The 320-nt window shown below is 69.1% G+C and carries 1 protein-coding gene; it reads left to right on the top strand.

The window, feature by feature from the left end:
* Window positions 1–320, top strand: a 320-nt coding sequence (locus NDN16_RS20850) for an electron transfer flavoprotein subunit alpha/FixB family protein (protein ID WP_251115328.1), incomplete at both ends; no start/stop codon positions are given.

The following is a 320-nucleotide window of genomic DNA, read 5'->3' as shown; positions in this document are numbered from 1 at the left end:
CGTCCGGACCTGACGGCGGCGAAGGTGATCGTGTCGGGCGGGCGGGCGCTCGGCTCGAAGGAGAAGTTCGAGGAGGTGATCCTGCCGCTGGCCGACAAGCTGGGCGCGGCGGTGGGAGCCAGCCGCGCGGCGGTCGACGCGGGTTACGCGCCGAACGACTGGCAGGTGGGGCAGACCGGCAAGGTCGTGGCGCCGCAGCTCTACCTTGCGGTGGGCATCTCCGGCGCCATCCAGCATCTGGCCGGCATGAAGGACTCCAAGGTCATCGTCGCCATCAACAAGGACGAGGATGCTCCCATCTTCCAGGTCGCCGACTACGG

The organism is Aureimonas altamirensis, from assembly GCF_023702225.1.
GTDB classification, from domain to species: domain Bacteria; phylum Pseudomonadota; class Alphaproteobacteria; order Rhizobiales; family Rhizobiaceae; genus Aureimonas; species Aureimonas altamirensis_B.
The sequence above is the reverse complement of the archived record's forward strand: the minus strand, read 5'-3'. Positions and strand labels throughout refer to the sequence as shown.